Origin of the sequence: Amycolatopsis taiwanensis DSM 45107 (genome assembly GCF_000519205.1) — a bacterium.
GTDB classification, from domain to species: Bacteria; Actinomycetota; Actinomycetes; order Mycobacteriales; family Pseudonocardiaceae; genus Amycolatopsis_E; species Amycolatopsis_E taiwanensis.
The window spans coordinates 160,235-178,317 of sequence record NZ_JAFB01000019.1; the positions used below are offsets into that span (position 1 = coordinate 160,235).

Sequence of the window (18,083 nt, forward strand, 5' to 3'; positions counted from 1 at the left end):
CAGACCACGATCACACCGGCGGTGCGAAGGCGGCGTGAGCCGATGGTGTGCGGTGCCATGCGGAAGGATCCCAGGCATGAGGTACCGGCCGATCACCTTCGAACGGCTCGCGGGCGAACTAGCCGAACGGATTCTCGCGACGCCGGGCACGCCGTGGGTGCGGGTCGCCGTCGACGGGGCCGTGGGCACCGGCTCACTGGCCGGCGCGCTGACCGATCCGCTTCGGGTCGGCGGCCGCCCGGTGTTGCGCGTATCGGCACCTGATTTCCTGCGCCCGGCGTCGCTGCGATACGAGCGTGGCCGGCACGACCCGGACGCACGCTACACGGACTGGCTCGACGAAGGTGCCCTACGGCGTGAGGTCCTGGATCCCCTTTCGCCGGGCGGCAACGGAATGGTGCTCCCCGCGCTGTGGGACGCCGAGCGGGACCGGGCCACCCGGCTGGAGCGGGTCGCGCTGCCACCCGGCGGTGTGCTGATCGCCGACGGGGAGCTGTTGCTGGGCCGCGGGCTGCCGTTCGAGCTGACCGTGCACCTGTCGCTGTCAGCCGGCGCGCTACGCCGCCGCCTGCCGGAGCAGGAACACTGGGCGTTGGCCGCCTTCGATCGCTACGAACGCGAAGTACACCCGGCCGAGGTGGCCGACGTCGTGGTGCGCGCCGACGACCCGCGCCACCCCGCCGTACTAACCGCCGCGAGCTAAGTCCTAATCGGCGCGAGTCGGGATGGCTATGTTGTGCTTCCAAAGCGGCGGAGCCGCTTGCGGTGAGGCCGTCAGCTTGCACTCTGCAGCCAAATTCTCAGACGTCTTCTCGCGAGGACAGCGCCGACGTGGTGAATTGGACATTCATGAGGAGGCGATCCCGGAACGAAGGGGGTCTGGGGGTGCAACCCCCAGGCGGGGCCTGGGGGTTGCACCCCCAGACAACACAGACGTCTGAGGTTCCGCCACCCGCACCGCTACGCAAGCCAATTCACAATCCCTAGAGCAGGGTGCGGAAGCGGTTGGCTAGTTGGTCCCACCGCCAGTGCTCACCCACCCAGGCACGGCCGGCCTCGCCCATCTTGCGGGCTCGTCCCGGATCGGTGAGCAGCGGTGACAGGGTCTCCACGAGCTGCCGCAGGTCACGGCCGTCGACCACGTGCCCGGTCACCTCGTCGAGCACGGTTTCCGGCGCGCCGCCGGACCGGCCCGCCACGACGGGGAGCCCGGTCGCGGCGGCCTCCAGGTACACCAGGCCGAGTCCTTCGACGTCGAGGCCCTTGCCCCGGGTGCGCGCGGGCATGGCGAAGACGTCCCCGGCCGCGTAGTGCGCGGGTAGCTCCGGCCACGGCACCGACCCGGTCATCACGACATGCCCGGTCACGTCGAGCTCGCTCACCAGATCGGTCAGGCGCTTGCGGTACGGCCCTCCGCCCACCAGGAGCACGGCCACGTCCGGAACTCGCCTTCGCAACTCCGGCACCGCCCGCACGAGCATGTCCTGCCCCTTGCGGGGAACCAGCCGCGACACGCACACGACGGTCGGCCGGTCGCCGAGGCCGTAGCGCTTCCGGATCTCTTCACGCGCCGCTTCGTCGGGCCGGAACAGGTCGGTGTCGACCCCGGATGGCAAATACTCCAGCCCGGCCATCGGGCCGAAGGCGGCGGCGAACCGGCCGCGGGTGTACTTGCTGACGTAGGTGACCACGTCGGTGGTGCCGCCGATGCGCCGCAGCGCCTGCCGCGCGCCAGGCAGCATCGACCAGCCGACTTCGTGGCCGTGCGTGGAGGCGATGATCCGCCGCGCGCCGGCGATGCGCAGGGCCGGCGCCAGCAAACCCAGCGGCGCGGCGGCCCCGAACCAGACGGCCTCGCACTCGCGTGTCCGCATGATCTCCTTGGCGCGCCGCAACACATCCGGGGTGGGCAGCATGAGCGAGGTGGGGTGCCGCATCACCTCGAACGGCGCGGCCGCGTCGAACTCGGGATCCGAACCCGAAGCGGACCGCCATGAGGGTGCGTATACGACGAGGTCGTCCGCGGGCAGGTGGCGAGCCAGGGAGTCGAGATAGTTCTGGATTCCTCCGGGCCGGGGCGGGAAGTCGTTGGTCACCAGAAGGGTCCGCAGCACGGTGGGAGGCTACCGGCTGACAGCGAACGGGGCGGCACCCGCCTGCGCGGTGTGCCGCCCCGTCCGATTTTCGTGGTGGGTCAGCCGTACCGGCGGGCGCCGGAGTAGTTGTTCTGCAGCGGCGAGACCTTGACGACGTCACCGGTGGTCGGCGCGTGCACCATCTTGCCGTCACCGACGTAAATGCCGACGTGGTAAGCCGGCGAGCCGTAGAACACCAGGTCGCCAGGCTGCAGGTTGGCCCGGGACACGGCAGTGCCCGAACTCTGCTGCTGGGCAGCGGTGCGTGGGATCGAGATCCCGGCCTGCTTGAACGCCCACTGCGTCAGGCCCGAGCAGTCGAACTTCTCCGGCCCGGTCGCGCCCCACACGTAGGGGGAGCCCCGCTTGCCGAGCGCGAAGTTGACCGCCCTCTGCGCCGCGCCCGAGCCCGGCACGTTGGAGACGGGGTCACCCGTGTCACGCTGCGCGGCCAAGTCCGCCGCGCTCAGCCTGGCTCGGACGGCGTTGATTTCGCTGATCTGCTTGTCCAGATCAGCGGAACGGGCGTTGAGGTCGTTGAGCAGGTTCGCCGCCTCGTCGGAGGCGGTCTGTGCCTGGTTCTTCAGGTCGTTGGCCCGCTGCTGCGCCGCCGTGGCCGTGTTGGCCGCGTCGATGTAGGCCTGCATGGCCTTGTTCTTGCTGTTGGCGAGCACTTCCAGCGCGGACGAGCGGTCCAGGAAGTCCTGTGTGGACGTTCCGCTCAGCAGCGTGGACAGCTTCGCGAACTGCGAGCCGCCGACGAATGACTCGTCGGTGAGCTGGTCGACCTCGACCTGATGGTCGGATTTCTCCGCGTTCGCCGCGTCGGCATCCCGGTTCGCCGTCTCGAGGTCGGCGTTGGCCTTGTCGAGTTCGGCGCGCTTGGCCTTCAGGTCTTCCTCTGCCTGGAGCTTCTGCTCGTTGAGCTGCTCGGCCTGCGCGGCGAGCTGCCGGTACTGAGCGAGCGCTTCCGAGGATGTGGTGGGGGGATTCTGCGGGAAGGGTGCGGGGTTCGCGCTGGCCTGGGGGGCGCTCACCGCCGCGATCACGGCAGTGGCCGCGAGGGCTCCTGCGACCACGCGCTTGATTGATTGCGACTGCACGCCGCGCGTGTCTCCTTTGCGCTCGGCCGCCCGCCGGACCGCGCCCGCAGCAGAGGTCGGGGGTCCTCTGCATGCCGTGCCGGGCATGACACCCGGTCAGCACGTAGCGCCTGACGATCGCGCGCCCAGGCACCGGGGAATGCACCTGGTTACCGCGATGGTTCCGGCACAGCTCCCCGACAAAGCTGCTTCGGCGGCAATCCCGCGTCGCCGTCGGCCGACGGCTAGCGGCCGCGAGATCTCGGACAGGTTACGAAACCGCAAGCGTCCCGTCTACCCGCGCAGACGAAAAACTCTGCGTAACGGCGTGCAACCCCATTGGGACCAGGGAAAACCGTAAAATGTGACCGACATCTCGATTCCGAGCGTATTCGGTTACTGACCGTTCGGCGACCAGAACGACCGTTTACCGCTGTAGTACAGGGTGCCGAATCAAGCCGCCCGGTCCCCGCGCGCCATCCAAGCCGGCGCAAAACGCAGTTTCGGCACCAGCCCGGCTTCGGCAAGCGTTTCGACCGCGCGCAATTCGGCTTCGTCCCATTCGACCGGCCGCGGCACGTCCACCAGCACGCCGATCACACAATCAGAGCATGAGATCCCGCGCAGCACGCACCGGCCGCAGTCAATGATCACGCCTTCGTCGTTCACAGGCCCTCCTCGAACCTTCGTTCGACTCCTTCATGGCCCACGTTAGGCACCCCCACCGACAATTTCGGTGGATGAGACCGGAACGACGACTCAGACCCGGCCGAGGCAGGAGAGCAGCACCACGGAGGCGACGGAATGAGCGCCCGCGGTGCGCGTCGAATCCGCGACCGCCCGGTCGGAGGTGGCCACGACGAGCGGCCGGCCCGACGGCTCCGCCGCGACGAGTTCACGGATGACGTCGTCGGCGATCACGCCGCGCTTGGAGAACAGCACCCGGACGCCGCGCGCCGCGGCCGTGGGCACCGCCAGCACGCCCGCGCCATCGAAGACCACGGTCACTTCCGCACCGGTGCGGGACGCGAGCGCGGCCAGTTGCCGCACCAGCCGGTCGCGCTGGTCCGCCAGCGCCAGTTCGGGATAACCGGTCTTCGTGACGTTGTAGCCGTCCACGATCAGGTGCACGCTCGGCATCGCGAGCAACCGGTCCAGCGCGGTCGCGTCGCGTACCTGGCTGCCGGCACCGGCGGCCGAACGAGCACCCCGCACGTGGTCGGCGGGCCGGCGCGCACCGGTTCCGAGCGAAAGCTCACGGCGAAGCCCGGCTACCGCGCCGTCCAGGGTGTCGACGAGCAGCTTCAACCGCACCTCGTCGGCTTCCCGCGCCTCACGGGCCGACTGCCGCGCGATCTCCGCGTCCGCCACCGCGCGTTCCGCCCGCGCCCGCTCGGTCGCCGCACGCTGCCGTTCACGCTCCAGCTGCGCGGTCAGCGCGGCCAGTTCCTCCTCCTGGCGGGCATGGACCTGCTCGACCTCCGCCCGCGCCTGCTCGGCGGTGTCGCGGGCCTGTTTCAGGCCGACGCCCTGTTGCCGCAGCCGGCCGCGAAGCTTGACGAGTTCGTCGTCCCGCTCGTGGCGTGCCCGCTCGACCGCCTCGATCGCCGCCCGCAGTTCCTCCCGCACCTGCGCCAGTTCGGCCTCGAGCCGCTGGCTCCGCGCGATCGCCGCGTCCCGCTCGGCCCGGAGCGCCGTTTCCGCCGCGTTCTTGGCGACCAGCCGAACCCGGGAACTCGCCGAAGCCTCCCCGAGCAGCAAAGCCGCGGTGGCAGCGGCCACCGAATCCTCGTCGTTCGGATTGAGTGCGTCCGGGCGGTACTCACGCAGCCATTCCAGCGTCGCGGTACGGAAAACCGAGGAATCCTGCAACGTGGTCAGCAGCGCCGTCGCGCCGAGCCTGGCGCGCTTGGCCGGCGCGAACTTGGCGACCGGGCGCAGCTGCTGCGGGATATCGAGCCGCGGCATCTTCCCCAGCGCTTCCGCGGCGAGCTCGGCGAGCCGCAGGCGCACCGGTTCCGGCAGTTCACGCCAGTCCGCCGGTGGACTGGGGGCCGGCGCACGGAGATCAGGGTCCTCCGGCTGTTCGGCATGCGCTGAGGGCGGCATCCATCCAGAGTAGTCGCTGGTGTTGACGATCACCGCACGCGGGAAATGTCGGGGGGCCTGCCTAGGCTGCCGACCATGTGTGCCGTGCAGGGGGTCTGGGGGCTTGCCCCGGGGGCGGAGCCCCCACAGGGCAGAGCGTCCGGGGGCTTGCCCGGTGAGGGGTCCGCGGGCGGAGCCTCCAAAAGGCAGCGTGTCAAGGGGTTGGCTTCATGAGTGACCCGTTACTGACGAAACGCGGCACAAACGGGCCACTCATGCGCGCCGCGAGCCGGGCCAATGTGATGTCGTTGGTCTCGGCCCCCAGCCGGGGTGTGGGGGCCGGGCCCCCACCGCGTACTGATCAACTTTCCTTCGATGAGCTGGGCACGCCGTTGCGAGACACCACTTTCGTGGTGTTCGACCTGGAAACCACGGGCACCCGGCCGGGCCGGGACGCGATCACGGAGATCGGCGCGGTCAAGGTGCGGGGCGGCGAGGTGCTGGGCGAGTTCGCGACGCTGGTAGACCCGGGCATGCCGGTCCCGCCGCAGATAGTCGCGTTGACCGGTATCACGACCGCGATGCTGCACGACGCGCCGCCGATCTCCCGCGTGCTCCCGGCGTTCCTGGAATTCGCCGCCGGAGCGGTGCTGGTCGCGCACAATGCCCCGTTCGACACCGGGTTCCTGCGCGCGGTCTGCTCCGAGCACGGCTACGCCTGGCCCAAGCCTGCCGTGGTCTGCACGGTGCGGCTGGCCCGGCGGGTACTCAGCCGCCAGGACACCCCGAACTACCGGCTCTCCGCGCTGGCCGCGCTGTTCGGAGCCTCGACCACCCCGAATCACCGGGCGCTGGTCGACGCCCGTGCGACCGTGGACGTTCTCCACGGTCTGCTGGAGCTGCTCGGCCCGCTGGGCGTGCACTCGCTGGAAGAGCTGATCGACTACCTGCCGGAGGTCACCCCGGCGCAGCGCAGCAAGCGCGGGCTGGCGGCACACCTGCCGGAACGGCCGGGCGTGTACCTGTTCCGCGGTCCATCGGAAGAGGTGCTCTACGTCGGCACGGCGAGTAACCTGCGGCGGCGCGTGCGCCAGTACTTCACCGGCTCGGAAAGCCGGGGCCGGATCCGGGAAATGGTCGCGCTCGCGCAGCGGGTCGACGGGATCGAGTGCGCACACGCCCTCGAAGCGCAGGTGCGGGAGCTGCGGCTGCTCGCCGCGCACCGCCCGGCCTACAACCGGCGTTCGAAGAATCCGCACGGCTCGTGGTGGGTGGCGCTGACCGAGGAAGCGTTTCCCCGGCTGTCGGTGGTAAGGACGGTGCGGGACGGCGCGCTCGGGCCGTTCCGGACCCAGGCCGCGGCCCGGCTGGCCGCGGACGTGCTGGCCGGCGCCACCGGGCTGCGCACCTGTACCCAGCGGATCCCGGTGCGGGCGCCGTCGGGCCGGCCGTGTGTCCTGGCCGAGCTCGGGCGGTGTGGCGCGCCCTGTGCCGGGCTGCAGAGCGAATCCGAATACTCCCCCGGCGTCAACGCGGTGATCGATCTGGTCGACGGTAGGAGCGCGGCTCCGCTGGAAACCGCGTTGCGCCAGCTCGAAACGCTCGCCGAAGCGCGGCATTTCGAGCAGGCCGCGCGGCGCCGGGACGAGCTGGCGGTGCTGGTCCGCGCGGTCGATCGCGCGCACCGGCTCTCCGCGCTGGCCGCAATCCCGGAGCTGGTCGCGGCCGCTCCGGACTCCTCGCGCGGCTGGGAGTTCGCGGTCCTCCGGTACGGCCGGCTCGCCTCCGCCGGAGTAGCCCGACGCGGTGTCGCGCCGATGCCGGTCGTCGAGGCGCTGGTCGCCGCGGCGGAGACGGTCGACCCGGGCCCCGGTCCGCTGCGTGGCGCCCCGGCCGAGGAGGTGGGGCTGCTGCTGCGCTGGCTGACCCGGCCCGGGGTCCGGCTGGTGCGCACCGCGGTGCCGTGGGCCGAACCGGCGCATGGCGCCGGCGGCTGGGAAAGCTGGCTGGCGCGTGTCGAAACGGCCGTCTCCCTGGAGCACACCGAACGTGAGTGAAACCCGCTCGGCAGACGCGCCTTTCCGCGACCCGCATGCGAGATAGGATCAACTCGACTCTATTGCCGCGGAGGGTAACGCAAAACGTGAGATAAACACGCTTGGTGACACAGCGCCATGCTCTGCCCTGCGTGGGCGGGGAGGCAGGCCGCCAACGTGGTAAACCGGCAGCCGACGACCAAAGTCACGGTCTGGCTACCCGAACACGTTCTGAATAACAAACAAGGAGGAAATGTCAGTGATCACCGCGATCGTGCTGATCCAGGCCGTGGCCGACAGCATCCCGGAGACCGCGCAGGCGATCGCCGACATCCCGGGCGTCTCGCAGGTGTACTCGTGCGCGGGCGACGTCGACCTGATCGCGATCATCCAGGTATCCGCGCACGAAGACCTGGCCGACCTGATTCCCGCCAAGATCGGAAAGGTGCCCGGCGTGCTCGGCACCGACACCCACATCGCCTTCCGGTCCTACTCGACCGCGGACACGGAGTCGGCCTTCGCCATCGGCTCGGCGGACGCCGACTGACCGCCGGATTTCCGCCCACCCAACGAAATCAGGGCCTCGTGGACTGCACCACGAGGCCCTGATTCAGTCGGTACGCCACTAGTGGCCGGCGGACACCTCGTCGGACGAGAGAACCTTGCCGTTGCCACTGCCGTTGCTGTGACCGTTGCCCTTGGCCCGGTCCAGCGCCGCGGTCTCCTCGGCGGGGTCGGGCGCGAGCATCGTGCCCGGAACCGCGCGGCCGGCCGCGCCCAGCTTGTTCATCTTCTTCGGCACCGGCGCGCCCTGGTACTCCAGCGGGACGGCGTGACCGTGCCCGTCCACCGCACCGAGCGGCTGGTGCAACTCGATGAACTCACCGTGCGGCAACCGCTTGATGATGCCGGTCTCGACGCCGTGCTCGAGCACCTCGCGGTCCGCGCGTTGCAGGCCGAGGCAGATCCGGTAGGTCACGAAGTAGGCCAGTGGTGGCACCACCAGCACCCCGATCCGGCCCGCCCAGGTCGTCGCGTTCAGCGAGATCCTGAACTGGTCGGCGATGATGTCGTTGAAGCCCGAGGCCTCGATCACCGCGAAGAAGCCCAGCGCCATCGCACCAAGGCTGGTCCGGACCGGCGCGTCCCGCGGCCGTTGCAGCAGGTTGTGATGCGCGGTGTCGCCGGAGAGCCGGCGTTCCAGGAACGGATAGGCCAGGAGCAGCGCGAACAGGATGGGCATCCAGACCGCGCCCGCGAAGAACACCGCCGGCACCGTGTAGTTACCCAGGTACAGCTCCCATGACGGGAAGATCCGCAGCAGCCCGTCCGCCCACGCGAGATACCAGTCCGGCTGGGAGCCCGCACTGACCTGGGCCGTGTTGTACGGACCGATGTTCCAGATCGCGTTGATCTGGAAGACCCCGGCCATCAGCGCCGTGACACCGGTGACCACGGCGAAGAACGCGCCGGCCTTGAGCGCGAAGTACGGCATGATGCGAACGCCGACGACGTTGGTCTCCTTGCGCCGCACCCCCGGGAACTGGGTGTGCTTCTGGTACCACACCAGGGCCAGGTGCGCCCCGACGAGCGCCAGCATGATGCCGGGAATCAGCAGGATGTGCAGCGTGTAGAGCCGGGGCACGATCACGTCGCCAGGGAACTCCCCACCGAAGATCGCCCAGTGCAGCCAGGTGCCGATCACCGGAGTCGCCAGCACGATGCCGGACACCGTCGCGCGGATCCCGGTGCCGGAGAGCAGGTCGTCCGGCAGCGAGTAGCCGAAGAACCCCTCGAACATGCCCAGGATCAGCAGCAGCGCGCCGATCACCCAGTTCGCCTCACGGGGCCGGCGGAACGCTCCGGTGAAGAAGACGCGGAGCATGTGCACCATCATCGCGGCGACGAAGATCAGCGCCGCCCAGTGGTGGAGCTGGCGGACGAACAACCCGCCGCGCACGTCGAAGGAGATGTCCAAAGTGGTCGCGAACGCCCGCGACATCTCCACGCCCTGCAGGTTGGCGAAGCTCCCGTGATAGGTCACCTCGGCCATCGACGGGTCGAAGAACAGCGTCAGGTAAACGCCGGAGAGGATCAGCACGATGAAGCTGTAGAGCGCGATCTCGCCCAGCAGGAACGACCAGTGCGTGGGGAAGACCTTGTTCATCTGGTGCCGCAGACCCTTGGCCAGGCGGTAGCGCTGGTCCATGTCGTTCGCGGCCCGCGCGGCTTCCCGCTGCAGCAGGTTGGTCCCCTTGGTCGGCGTGGTGAGTGAACTCATGACTTACGCTCCCAGAAGGCCGGGCCGACCGGCTCGACGAAGTCGCTGCGGGCGACCAGATACCCGTCCGCACTCACCGTGATCGGCAGCTGGGGCAACGCACGGGTAGCCGGGCCGAAGATCGGCTTTCCGTAGTGTAGCGCGTCGAACTGCGATTGGTGGCACGGACAAAGGATGCGGTTGGTGCGCTGCTCGAACAGCGACGCCGGGCAACCCACGTGTGTGCAGATCTTGCTGTAGGCGTAGTACTCGCCGAAGTTGAAGTCCTCCTGCCCCTGGCGCTTGACCACGCGGGCCGCGTCCTCGGGCCGGAGCCGGATGAGCATGACCGGCGTGTCCGAGCGGTTGAAGACCGCCGAGAGCTTCTCCGGGTCGTTGCGCTCGGACTCGTGGAACGGGAAGACGGTCTCCATACCGCCGGCGTCCAGGTCCTCCGGGCGGAGCAGGACGATGTCGTGCGAGTTGCCGGTGTAGCGGCGCAGGTACACGACGTCGCCCGGGTGCTCCGGCCCCCACGGGGTGTGCCACAGCGTGTTCGCCGGGTCGGGCTCCGTCCACGGGTTCTTGATGAACGACGCGACCGGCAGCGCGACCAGACCAAGGCCGAGCGCGCCACCGCCGAGCGCGGCGCTGCGCTTGATCAGCGACCGGCGGGCGATGGTGCTGCGGTGACCCGCATCCTCCAGGTGCGCGACGATCGTCTTCCTGTCGATCTCCGACGAGCCCTCGCCGCCGCCGTCGTGACGCTCCTGCACGGCCAGCTCGTGCGGGATGAACCTCTTGGTGTAGAGCAGGATCCCGACCCCGAGGCCGAGAATCGCGAGGCCGAGCGTGACCCCGAGCGCGGGGGTGTACAGGCTGTACCAGAAGGTTCCCTCGGCTTCCGGGGCCTTGTACCGCCAGACGTCGGGCCAGCACAGCAGCACCACGAACGCCAGCCCGGCCAGCCCGGCGAGCAGGAACCACAGCGCGACGCCGCGCTCAGCGCGCTTCTCCGCCCTGGTGCCCTTGACCGGCCACGGGTCCGGGTAGTCGACGATCTCCACGCCGTCCAGCGCGCCGCCCAGCTTGAGCAGCTGGTCCCGGTCCATCTCGGCCAGTTCGGCTTCGGACGGCTCCCTTGCGTCCTTGCTATTCATGCCCTCGATCCAATCCACAGGGTTACGCCGACGAGCGCAGCGATCCCCACGATCCAGGCGATGACGCCCTCGGACGCCGGGCCGAAGCCGTTGAGCGAATCACCGCCCGGGCTGTTGTTGCTGTCGGACACCGACTTGATGTAAGCGATGATGTCCTTCTTCTCCTCCGGCGAGAGCTGCCGGTCGGAGAACCTCGGCATGTTCTCCGGGCCGGTGAGCATCGCGGTGTAGATCTGGTCCTCGTTGGCCGGGTCGAGGTTCGGCGCGTACTTCCCGGCGGACAGCGCACCACCACGGCCGGTGAAGTTGTGGCACGAGGCGCAGTTGAGGCGGAACAGCTCGCCGCCGCGGGCCGGGTCGTTGCCGCGCAGCGCGGCGCCGGTCTCCGCGGGCCGCTGAGGACCACCGCCGTTGGCCTGGATGTAGGCGCCGACCGCGTCGATCTCCTCCGGCGTGAGCTTCGGCGGCTTGCGGTCGGCCTGGGCCTCCTGGCGCACCAGGGGCATCCGGCCGGACGAGGTCTGGAAGTACACCGCCGCGTCACCGACGCCGATCAGGCTCGGTCCGCGGTCCTGCACGCCCTGCAGGTTCGAGCCGTGGCAGGTGATGCAGGTGTTGTTGTAGACCTGCTCGCCAAGGCGCAGCTGCGCGGGATCGCCCTGCGCCTGCGCGGTTTGGGGCTTTGGCACGAACACGGCGTACGCCGCGCCCGCGCCGAGCAGCGCCATACCCAGCGCGAGCAGGCCGGCGAACCGCCTGCGCAGCTTGGTGCGCGCACGGAACCGGCGCTCGGAGGTCTTCTTGCTGGTGGTCATCTCTGCGGCAACCCTTGCTGTCGGAATACGGAGGAGGGCCCTGCGGTCAGGGGAGGATCTCGATGACCGCGAACAGGCCAATCCACACGATGTCGACGAAGTGCCAGTAGTACGACACCACGATCGCCGACGTCGCCTGCGCGGGCGTGAACTTGCTCAGCTTGGTGCGGATGAGCAGGTAGATGAACGCGACGAGCCCACCCGCCACATGCAGACCGTGGAAACCGGTCGCGACGAAGAAGATCGAGCCCCATGGGCCCGACGGGATGGTCACGCCTTCCTCGACCAGGCTGGCGTACTCACCCGCCTGACCAGCGAGAAAGATCGCGCCCATGATGAGGGTCACGACGTACCAGCGGCGCAGGCCGTAGACGTCCCCGCGCTCGGCGGCGAACACACCGAGCTGGCAGGTGAACGACGAGGCGACCAGGATGATCGTGAACGGCAGCGAGAACGGGATGTCCAGATGGATCGGCTCGCCGGTCGCCGGGTTGATCGGCGGCCAGACGCCCGTGGAGTTCTGCGCCTTGATCGTGAAGAACATCGCGAACAGGCCGGCGAAGAACATGAGCTCGCTGGAAAGCCACACAATCGTGCCGACGCTGACCATGTTCGGCCGGTTCAGCGAGTGCACACGCTGGCTGATGGAGGGAGCTGTCACGAGTCGCATTATGTCCTCTGGCAAACCGGCCCGCCGCGTCGGGTCTGGGGCATGCGAGTCAGGACCGCGGACGCGGTAGACGAGGAGTGGCCATGAGCCCGCGGAATCGACTGTTTCGACTGTTCAGAAGGCCTGTGGAGGAAGAGCTGACGATCGACGCGCCCGATCTTGCCGTGGTGGCCGAGGCGTTCGATCCCGCGGAAGCCGATTCGGCCGTGCTGTGCAGGTCACACCGCTGGAACCCGGCGCGCGCGGCCGTGCTGCGGCACCATCTCTCGCTTCCGGCGGAGGGCATCGATACCGCGGCACGGATCTTGGCTCAGGACGGCTACCAGCTGCGCATGGCGCCCGACCAGCGAGAATCCGGCGAGGTCACGCGGGTCCACGCGGTGCGCGTGCAGGTACTGGACGCCCTGGGTTGCGCCCAGGAACGCGCTCGGATGGCGGGGCTGGCACAGCGGCTCGGCGGCGACGCGCTGGGCTGGGACGCCCTGCAGCCGCCGGCGTGAACCGGCAGGGTGAGATCGGACACGTCCACCGCGGGGCCGGGCGAAAGCGCCATCTCGCCATGCGGCCGGGGCGGAAATCACGCCGCCGGTGGTAATCGGTGGCGGATTGGTGTTCGCAGCGGTGGGCGCGAACACTAGCATCTCCAGACATGAGCGAGCAGGCGATGAGGGTACTGGTGTTCAGCCACCGGGCGGACGTGCGCGAGTCGATCACCTCGGCCGTGGGCCGACGTCCGGCCGCCGACCTCGGCCGGGTCGAGTACGTGGAGGCCACGGGGGTCGGCGAGGTGATCACCGAGATGGACGAGGGCGACATCGACCTCGCGATCCTCGACGGTGAGGCGCAGCCGACCGGCGGGATCGGGCTGTGCCGCCAGCTCAAGAACGAGATCGAGGACTGCCCACCTATCGTGGTCGCGGTGCGCCGCAAGGACGACCGGTGGCTGGCCACCTGGTCACAGGCCGACGCCGTGCTGGTGCACCCGCTCGACCCGCTGTCGGCCGCCGAGACTGTCGCCGACGTCCTGCGGGGGCAACGCATTCCCACCGTGCACGCATGACGGGCGTTGTGACCCCCTTGGCGTGGCGGCGGGGCGCCCTCGTCGCGGCCTTGACTCGATCCCCTACGCAGCGCCCCGCCGACACGGTCGCGGTCGCGCGCACACTCGCGAAGGAAACAGCGTGACCGACCAAACCTGGCCTGCCGTGCTCACCCGGCTCATCGCCGGGGCCGACCTGTCCGAACAGGACGCCGCGTGGGCGATGGACCAGATCATGTCGGGCGCCGCGACGGAAGCGCAGATCGGTGCCTTCGCGGTCGCCCTGCGCGCCAAGGGCGAGACGCCCGAGGAGATTTCCGGTATGGCCGAGGCCATGCTCGCCCACGCGCACCGGGTACAGCTCGACCGGCCTGCCGTGGACGTGGTCGGCACCGGGGGTGACCGGTCCGGCTCGGTCAACATCTCCACCATGTCCGCGCTCGTCGTGGCGGCCGCCGGGGTCCCGGTGGTCAAGCACGGCAACCGGTCGGCCTCGTCGAAATCCGGCGCCGCGGACGTGCTGGAGGCGCTCGGCGTCGCGATCTCCCTGCCCGCCGAGGGCGTGCGGCGCTGCGTGGCGGAACTGGGCATCGGCTTCTGCTTCGCGCCCGTGTTCCACCCTGGCTTCCGGCACGCCGGGCCGCCGCGCAGCCAGCTGGGCGTGCCGACGACGTTCAACCTGCTCGGCCCGCTGACCAACCCCGCCCAGCCGGGCGCCGGGCTGATCGGGTGCGCCTACCCGGACAAGGCCAGGGCGCTGGCGGAGGTGTTCGCCCGCCGCGGCGCCAGCGTGCTCGTGGTACGCGGCGACGACGGCCTCGACGAGATCACCACCACGACGAGCACGTCGGTGTGGGTCGTCTCCGGCGGCCAGGTCCGTGCAGAGCGCTTCGACGCATCCACTTTGGATATCCCACGGGCGGCCGCGGAAGACCTGCGCGGCGGGACGGCGGAGATCAACGCGGAGGTCGTGCGCGAACTGGTCGCCGGCAAGCCCGGACCGGTGCGCGACGCCGTGCTCATCAATGCCGCGGGCGCGGTGGCCGCGCACACCGGGTTCACCGCTTCCCTGACCGACGACCTGGCCGCCGCCCTGTCCCGGGTGGCCGAGGCGATCGACTCCGGCGCCGCCGCGGAGCTGCTGACCCGCTGGTCTTCGTACCGCTAGCAGACCGTCTCGCGTGACCTGCCAGGCGGTGCGGGTAGCGAAAGGGGCCGCGCGGGGATCTCCCGCACGGCCCCTTTCAAAATCTTTTTACTCGTGGTTGGGGCCGGTGTGGTACTCGAAGACCAGCCCACCGACGGTGATCAGGATCAGCACGCCGGCAACGACGATCAGCCAGATGTGGAAGAACGCCAGCGCGATCCCGCAGGTGGCCACCGCGGCGGCCATGCCGATCGGCCAGTAGCTGCCGGGGCTGAAGAAACCCATTTCGCCGGCGCCGTCGCTGACCTCGGCGTCCTCGCGGTCCTCGGGGCGAGGCTCGATGCGGCGTGAGACGAACCGGATGTAGCTGCCCGCGATGAGCGAGAGACCGCCGGTGAGGCCGAGCGCGACCACGCCGATCGGCTCGATGCCGAACCCACTGAACTTGGCTGTGGTGACGCCGTAGATAACGGCGACAATCAAGCAGAATCCCGTGACCAGATCGAAAATCCGGGCTTCGACCTTCATGGAGCTATCCCTCTCAGCGGGCGGTGCGGTCGGTGTTGAACGGTTCTGTGGTCACCGCGTGGGGTGTGCACAACTCGCCACAGTTCAGCGCGGCCAGTGCCTCTGCCGCCGTGTTCGGCAACCCGGTGGCCGGGTTGACCTGCGTACGCAACTGAATGTAGCGCGCGTACTCGTCCGCCGGCAGGGCCCGGACCTCGAAGTTCATCATCGAGTGATAAGTGCCGCACAGCTCGGCGCAGCGGCCGACGAAGGACCCGGGCCGGTCGATCGTGTTCTGGAACGAGGAGTCCTGGTTGTTCTTCTCCGGGTAGGGGAAGACGTCGCGCTTGAAGTTGAACTCCGGCACCCAGAACGAGTGGATCACGTCGGTGGAGCGCAGGTTGTACTGGATGGTCTTGCCGACCGGAACGACCAGGAGCGGGATCTCCGAGGAGCTGCCGATGGTCTTGATCATCTGACCATTGGCGTCCTTGGCCTCCGCCGGGTAGTCGAACTCCCAGTTCCACTGGAAGGCGACCACGTCGACCGTCACGTCCGGGTTGGGCTTCTTGTCCAGCACCTGGCTTTCGGTCGTCGCGGTGAAGAAGAACAGCACGCAGACCATGACCAGCGGCAGCACGACACAGAACAGTTCGAGCGGCACGTTGTACTGGAACTGGCGGGGCAGCGCGGTCGGGTCGGCGTTCTTCTTCCTGCGGTGGAAGGCCGAGGACCAGAAGATCAATCCCCACACGATCACGCCGACGACCAACGCCGCGATGACGGACCAGGTCCACAGCCAGCGCATCTTGGCGGCCTGCTCGGTGACGCCGACCGGCCAGCCGAAGCGCAGCACCTCGTCACCCGAGCACCCAGTCGCCAGCAGCGCGACCAACCCGGCCAGCGCGGCGACCTTACCGACCCTCTTCAACCCAGGCCTCCTCGATTTCTGGCGTGACAGCCGGAGTCTAGCTGTCGTGTTCACCGGGTCCGTTGAGGGTGGTGGTGGGAGACATTCCCGGCCGACCAAGGGGTAACGGGTGACACAACGGCCGCCCGGCATACTGGGCGCCCGACAACCAGTGACGACGCAAGGGTGTGAGTACACGTGTGCGGCCTGCTTGGACTGGTCTGTGCCAGTGAGAACGACGCTGCCAAGGCCCGTGACGCGCTCGGCGCTGCCCTGCGCTGCCAGCGCCACCGCGGCCCGGACGAGACCGACACCTGGGCCGACGCCGAGGTCGTCTACGGCTTCAACCGGCTCGCGTTCATCGACGTCGAGCACGCCCATCAGCCGCTGACCTGGGGTCCGCCGGAGTCACCCCACCGTTACACGCTGAACTTCAACGGCGAGATCTACAACTACCTCGAGCTGCGCGAAGAGCTCACCGCCGAGCACGGTGCGAAATTCGCCACAGCCGGCGACGGCGAAGCGATCGTGGCGGCCTACCACTACTGGGGCCCGGCCGCGGTGAGCCGGCTGCGCGGCATGTTCGCGTTCCTGCTCTGGGACGCCGACGAAAAGGTCCTCTTCGGAGCGCGCGACCCGTTCGGCATCAAGCCGCTGTTCTACTCGTCGGGTCCCGGTGGCACGGCGTTCTCCAGTGAGAAGAAGAGCCTGCTCGAGCTGTCTACTGTGCTCGGTGTACGTGAGGAACTCGACACCAAGGCGCTGCAGCACTACCTCACGCTGCAGTACGTGCCCGAGCCCGAGTCGCTGCACACGGGCATCCGCAGGATCGAGTCGGGAACCTCGTTCACCGTCTCGCCGGGCGGCAAGCTGACCCAGGAACGCTATTTCTTCCCGGTGTTCAACGCGACACCGGTGCGCTCCGAGGCCGAGGCCACGGCGCTGCACGAGCGGATCGCCGCGGCGATGCGGGACTCGGTCGCCAAGCACATGATCGCCGACCCGGACATCACGGTGGGCACGTTCCTCTCCGGCGGCATCGACTCGACCGCGATCGCGGCGCTGGCCAAGGAGCAGAACCCGAATCTCATCGCGTTCACCACCGGCTTCGAGCGCGAGGGCTACTCCGAAGTGGACGTGGCGGCCGAGTCGGCGGCCGCGATCGGCGTGAAGCACGTGATCCGCACGGTGTCAGCCGACGAGATGATGGACACGCTGCCGCTGATCGTCTGGTACCTCGACGACCCGGTGGCCGACCCGGCGCTGGTGCCCTTGTGGTTCATCGCACGCGAGGCCCGCAAGCACGTCAAGGCGGTGCTCTCCGGCGAAGGCTCGGACGAGCTGTTCGGCGGTTACACCATCTACAACGAGCCGATCTCACTCGCGCCGTTCGAGAAGGTGCCGGGCGGGGTGCGGCGGCTGCTCGGCAAGGTGTCGGAGAAGATCCCCGAAGGGACCCGCGGCAAGGACCTGCTGCGGCGAGGCTCACTGACCCTTGAGGAGCGTTACTACGGCAACGCGCGGATCTTCCGCGACGACCAGTTGCGGGGTGTGCTCCGCAACTTCGTCGAAGGGGTCGGGCATCGCGACGTCACCGCCGAGCACTACCGGACGTCGGCGGGCTGGGACCCGGTGGCGCGGATGCAGCACGTGGACCTGTTCACCTGGCTGCGCGGCGACATCCTGGTCAAGGCGGACAAGGTGACCATGGCGAACTCGCTGGAGCTGCGGGTGCCGTTCCTGGACGCCGAGGTGTTCAAGGTCGCGGCGAGTATCCCGTTGGAGCAGAAGGTCACCCGCGAGACCACCAAGTACGCGCTGCGGCGGGCGCTGGAGGGGATCGTGCCCGGGCACGTGCTCAACCGTCGCAAGCTGGGTTTCCCGGTGCCGATCCGGTTGTGGCTGCGGGACGAGATGTACGACTGGGCGCGGGGCATCATCAACGACTCCGGCACCGGCGCGCTGCTCGACAAGGCCGCGGTGCTGCGGCTGCTGGAGGAGCACAAGGCCGGGACCCTGGACCACAGCCGCCGGCTGTGGGCCCTGCTGGTCTTCATGGTGTGGCACGGCATCTTCATCGAGCACCGCATCAAGCCCGAGGTGCCCGAGCCCGCCTACCCGGTGCGGATCTGAGGCGTGCAGGGTGGGGGCGCCGCCCCCACCCTGAACCCCTTGACAGCGCTGCCCCTGCGGGATAGCAACCCACACTGGGCTGGGGACAAGCGCCCAGACCC

Annotated in this window: 17 protein-coding genes; 7 read left to right on the forward strand and 10 right to left on the reverse strand. The window is 69.1% G+C overall.

Annotated elements, in window-relative coordinates; translation table 11 throughout:
• Positions 1–76 precede the first annotated feature (76 nt).
• Complete coding sequence (locus tag A3CU_RS0116675) at positions 77–703, forward strand: nucleoside/nucleotide kinase family protein (RefSeq protein ID WP_027943277.1); 627 nt, start codon at positions 77–79, stop codon at positions 701–703.
• 280 nt (positions 704–983) lie between these two features.
• Here the strand turns inward: A3CU_RS0116675 and A3CU_RS0116680 are convergent, their stop codons facing one another.
• The 4 genes from A3CU_RS0116680 to A3CU_RS0116695 form a co-directional block, all read right to left on the reverse strand.
• The gene (locus A3CU_RS0116680) at positions 984–2,114 is read right to left on the reverse strand and encodes a glycosyltransferase family 4 protein (RefSeq protein ID WP_027943278.1); all 1,131 of its coding nucleotides are present in this window, start codon (positions 2,112–2,114) and stop codon (positions 984–986) included.
• 80 nt (positions 2,115–2,194) lie between these two features.
• On the reverse strand, positions 2,195–3,238 hold the full coding sequence (locus A3CU_RS0116685; RefSeq protein ID WP_027943279.1) for a C40 family peptidase: 1,044 nt from the start codon (positions 3,236–3,238) through the stop codon (positions 2,195–2,197).
• A 432-nt stretch (positions 3,239–3,670) separates the two neighbouring features.
• Positions 3,671–3,886, reverse strand: a complete 216-nt coding sequence (locus A3CU_RS0116690) for a hypothetical protein (RefSeq protein WP_027943280.1) — start codon at positions 3,884–3,886, stop codon at positions 3,671–3,673.
• Positions 3,887–3,976: 90 nt separating this feature from the next.
• A complete protein-coding gene (locus A3CU_RS0116695) occupies positions 3,977–5,326 on the reverse strand; it encodes an NYN domain-containing protein (protein WP_027943281.1) in 1,350 nt (449 codons plus the stop codon).
• Positions 5,327–5,607: 281 nt separating this feature from the next.
• Here A3CU_RS0116695 and A3CU_RS0116700 point away from each other — a divergent pair, with 281 nt between their 5' ends.
• Both A3CU_RS0116700 and A3CU_RS0116705 read left to right on the forward strand, forming a co-directional pair.
• A complete protein-coding gene (locus tag A3CU_RS0116700; RefSeq protein ID WP_052371795.1) occupies positions 5,608–7,362 on the forward strand; it encodes a DEDD exonuclease domain-containing protein in 1,755 nt (584 codons plus the stop codon).
• Between the two features lie 238 nt (positions 7,363–7,600).
• Positions 7,601–7,888 (forward strand): Lrp/AsnC family transcriptional regulator, encoded by a 288-nt coding sequence (locus tag A3CU_RS0116705; RefSeq protein WP_027943283.1) that lies wholly within the window; start codon positions 7,601–7,603, stop codon positions 7,886–7,888.
• Positions 7,889–7,966: 78 nt separating this feature from the next.
• Here A3CU_RS0116705 and qcrB read toward each other — a convergent pair whose 3' ends face one another.
• The 4 genes from qcrB to ctaE are packed head-to-tail and all read right to left on the reverse strand — an operon-like array spanning position 7,967 to position 12,246.
• The gene (gene qcrB / locus A3CU_RS0116710; RefSeq protein WP_027943284.1) at positions 7,967–9,622 is read right to left on the reverse strand and encodes a cytochrome bc1 complex cytochrome b subunit; all 1,656 of its coding nucleotides are present in this window, start codon (positions 9,620–9,622) and stop codon (positions 7,967–7,969) included.
• On the reverse strand, positions 9,619–10,761 hold the full coding sequence (gene qcrA / locus A3CU_RS0116715) for a cytochrome bc1 complex Rieske iron-sulfur subunit (RefSeq protein WP_027943285.1): 1,143 nt from the start codon (positions 10,759–10,761) through the stop codon (positions 9,619–9,621). Before qcrA ends, qcrB begins: the two co-directional genes overlap by 4 nt.
• Complete coding sequence (qcrC, locus tag A3CU_RS0116720) at positions 10,758–11,576, reverse strand: cytochrome bc1 complex diheme cytochrome c subunit (RefSeq protein WP_027943286.1); 819 nt, start codon at positions 11,574–11,576, stop codon at positions 10,758–10,760. Before qcrC ends, qcrA begins: the two co-directional genes overlap by 4 nt.
• Before the next feature lie 46 nt (positions 11,577–11,622).
• Positions 11,623–12,246: an aa3-type cytochrome oxidase subunit III gene (gene ctaE / locus A3CU_RS0116725; RefSeq protein WP_027943287.1), complete on the reverse strand. Its 624-nt coding sequence runs from the start codon at positions 12,244–12,246 to the stop codon at positions 11,623–11,625.
• Positions 12,247–12,329: 83 nt separating this feature from the next.
• Between ctaE and A3CU_RS0116730 the strand changes: the two genes are divergently transcribed.
• The 3 genes from A3CU_RS0116730 to trpD all read left to right on the forward strand — a co-directional run bounded on the left by A3CU_RS0116730 (position 12,330) and on the right by trpD (position 14,453).
• Positions 12,330–12,746, forward strand: a complete 417-nt coding sequence (locus A3CU_RS0116730; RefSeq protein ID WP_027943288.1) for a hypothetical protein — start codon at positions 12,330–12,332, stop codon at positions 12,744–12,746.
• Positions 12,747–12,895: 149 nt separating this feature from the next.
• Complete coding sequence (locus A3CU_RS0116735) at positions 12,896–13,306, forward strand: chemotaxis protein CheY (protein ID WP_027943289.1); 411 nt, start codon at positions 12,896–12,898, stop codon at positions 13,304–13,306.
• A 121-nt stretch (positions 13,307–13,427) separates the two neighbouring features.
• Positions 13,428–14,453, forward strand: a complete 1,026-nt coding sequence (gene trpD / locus A3CU_RS0116740) for an anthranilate phosphoribosyltransferase (protein ID WP_027943290.1) — start codon at positions 13,428–13,430, stop codon at positions 14,451–14,453.
• A gap of 87 nt (positions 14,454–14,540) precedes the next feature.
• Here trpD and A3CU_RS0116745 read toward each other — a convergent pair whose 3' ends face one another.
• Together A3CU_RS0116745 and ctaC are read right to left on the reverse strand one after the other, a co-directional pair.
• A complete protein-coding gene (locus tag A3CU_RS0116745) occupies positions 14,541–14,960 on the reverse strand; it encodes a cytochrome c oxidase subunit 4 (protein WP_027943291.1) in 420 nt (139 codons plus the stop codon).
• A gap of 13 nt (positions 14,961–14,973) precedes the next feature.
• On the reverse strand, positions 14,974–15,870 hold the full coding sequence (gene ctaC, locus A3CU_RS0116750) for an aa3-type cytochrome oxidase subunit II (RefSeq protein WP_043841335.1): 897 nt from the start codon (positions 15,868–15,870) through the stop codon (positions 14,974–14,976).
• A 177-nt stretch (positions 15,871–16,047) separates the two neighbouring features.
• Between ctaC and asnB the strand changes: the two genes are divergently transcribed.
• A complete protein-coding gene (asnB, locus tag A3CU_RS0116755) occupies positions 16,048–17,982 on the forward strand; it encodes an asparagine synthase (glutamine-hydrolyzing) (RefSeq protein ID WP_027943293.1) in 1,935 nt (644 codons plus the stop codon).
• The last annotated feature ends 101 nt before the right edge of the window (positions 17,983–18,083 follow it).

Bases quoted from the DNA above. Each gene is read 5' to 3' on its own strand.
- qcrB (WP_027943284.1), bottom strand. From the start codon at position 9,622: ATGAGTTCACTCACCACGCCGACCAAGGGGACCAACCTGCTGCAGCGG.
- A3CU_RS0116730 (WP_027943288.1), top strand. From the start codon at position 12,330: ATGAGCCCGCGGAATCGACTGTTTCGACTGTTCAGAAGGCCTGTGGAG.
- A3CU_RS0116695 (WP_027943281.1), bottom strand. From the start codon at position 5,326: ATGCCGCCCTCAGCGCATGCCGAACAGCCGGAGGACCCTGATCTCCGT.
- A3CU_RS0116700 (WP_052371795.1), top strand. From the start codon at position 5,608: ATGTCGTTGGTCTCGGCCCCCAGCCGGGGTGTGGGGGCCGGGCCCCCA.
- qcrA (WP_027943285.1), bottom strand. From the start codon at position 10,761: ATGAATAGCAAGGACGCAAGGGAGCCGTCCGAAGCCGAACTGGCCGAG.
- qcrC (WP_027943286.1), bottom strand. From the start codon at position 11,576: ATGACCACCAGCAAGAAGACCTCCGAGCGCCGGTTCCGTGCGCGCACC.
- A3CU_RS0116735 (WP_027943289.1), top strand. From the start codon at position 12,896: ATGAGCGAGCAGGCGATGAGGGTACTGGTGTTCAGCCACCGGGCGGAC.
- ctaE (WP_027943287.1), bottom strand. From the start codon at position 12,246: ATGCGACTCGTGACAGCTCCCTCCATCAGCCAGCGTGTGCACTCGCTG.
- A3CU_RS0116675 (WP_027943277.1), top strand. From the start codon at position 77: ATGAGGTACCGGCCGATCACCTTCGAACGGCTCGCGGGCGAACTAGCC.
- A3CU_RS0116745 (WP_027943291.1), bottom strand. From the start codon at position 14,960: ATGAAGGTCGAAGCCCGGATTTTCGATCTGGTCACGGGATTCTGCTTG.